Origin of the sequence: Psychromonas antarctica, assembly GCF_022267535.1 — a bacterium.
Taxonomy (GTDB): domain Bacteria; phylum Pseudomonadota; class Gammaproteobacteria; order Enterobacterales; family Psychromonadaceae; genus Psychromonas; species Psychromonas antarctica.
Genome location: NZ_JAHNZV010000237.1, coordinates 1 through 1534 on the forward strand (window position 1 = coordinate 1; position 1534 = coordinate 1534).

The following is a 1534-nucleotide window of genomic DNA, read 5'->3' on the forward strand; positions in this document are numbered from 1 at the left end:
CTATTGCTTAATTGGTTCAAATCAAAATACAAACAAGATTTATTTTGTTTATTAAGCTCTAAGCATAGCCATGCTGATAATTTAGTTTTTCCTGATTGGCTATCCCCTATTATGAATTGCCTTTTTTCTTTGATTAAATCATCAATCCCATCTATTTCAATTTCAATTCCATCTGTTTTCTCTGAATAAGTTAACAAGTTTGGAAAAACAAAAATATCTTCCAATATGATTTCTTTAGAGTTTGTGGAACAAAATTCTACTGCCTGTAATTCATCAACATAACTGGGGAGTAATCTAAATTTTTTTTTTTGTTCTTCAGCTGCTTTTTTTATACCATTGTATACATTAAGCCAAGCCGAATCTGCATCGTCCCATTTAGAAACTGGATTTCCATCATATGGCAAAACCAGCTTCGATTTCATATCATCAAAGTCTAACCATGCACAATCTGTGGCAATAACAGGTATCAATACTTTATTGGGCTGTTTCTCGGAGGATTTTTTAGCTAACTCCCATTCTTCAATACAAGCCTCAGAGCCCAACCAACTTGTTGTTACCAAGAAGACAACAATATCAGCCTCCTCTAAGTTCTTTACGATATTCCTTTTCCAATCACTCCCTGCAACGATATCTGCATCATGCCATGGTGAAATCACTTTATTTCTAACGAGCATAGATAAATGTTTCTCTAGTGCAGCTCGTTGTTCACTGTCAGCATGACAATAACTATAAAAAAAATTTAGAGGAGAACTCATTGACTTTCCTTTGAGAAGAGAAAATATTACAAACAAAAATAAACTATCAAAATACAAGGTAAGTGATAACAACAAATAGAAACATTACCTATTAAATTCATGATAAACAAGCTAATCACCACACAATTGACAGCTAAAATCAAAAGAACATCACATTTATTTTTATATTTACAAACTCCACCAACAAAAAAGCCGAACCCCATGACAGGATTCGGCTTTGATTATTTTAAGAAGGGGGATAGGCAAGTATTTCATGTTGCATTTAGCTTTGCTCCTACCTCGCTATGGGGGCGTTAGCGACTTGGCTCTCTATCTAGAAAAGGGCACAAAAAAACCCGAATTGGAAGTTCGGGTTTAGGTGTTTTATAACGTACATATCCTCAACAATTTTAATATTATACTCGTTTATAACGATATACAAGTATTACTATAATTGCTATAGGCGGGGCGGTTCCGAGTTAGACTTCGAGCTCGTAAAGGGGCACAAACCGCCCTAGGAAATTTACGACTAAATACAAAAAAGGCCACCATTTAGGTAGCCTCTAAGTAATACGTACAATTTGAGTTATTAACTCAATACCACTATTTTTTTACCCCCATTTTTTACTGCGCTTAACGGGTGTTATGGTAAATACAGAAAGATACTTAAGTAGCTAATAAGATGGTCCGCCTCACCCTAGTCTAAACTTAGGGCAATTACTCAAGAGGAGAATCATCATGTCTAATATTAATATTTTAGGAATTGATATAGGTAAATCTACTTTTCATCTTGTTGGCCA

The 1534-nt window shown here is 34.7% G+C and carries 1 protein-coding gene; it reads right to left on the reverse strand.

Going from position 1 to position 1534, the window contains the following annotated elements; translation table 11 throughout:
* Nucleotides 1-755, reverse strand: a 755-nt coding sequence (locus KSO91_RS17220; RefSeq protein WP_238744249.1) for a toll/interleukin-1 receptor domain-containing protein, incomplete at its 3' end; no start/stop codon positions are given.
* Nucleotides 756-1534 lie beyond the last annotated feature (779 nt).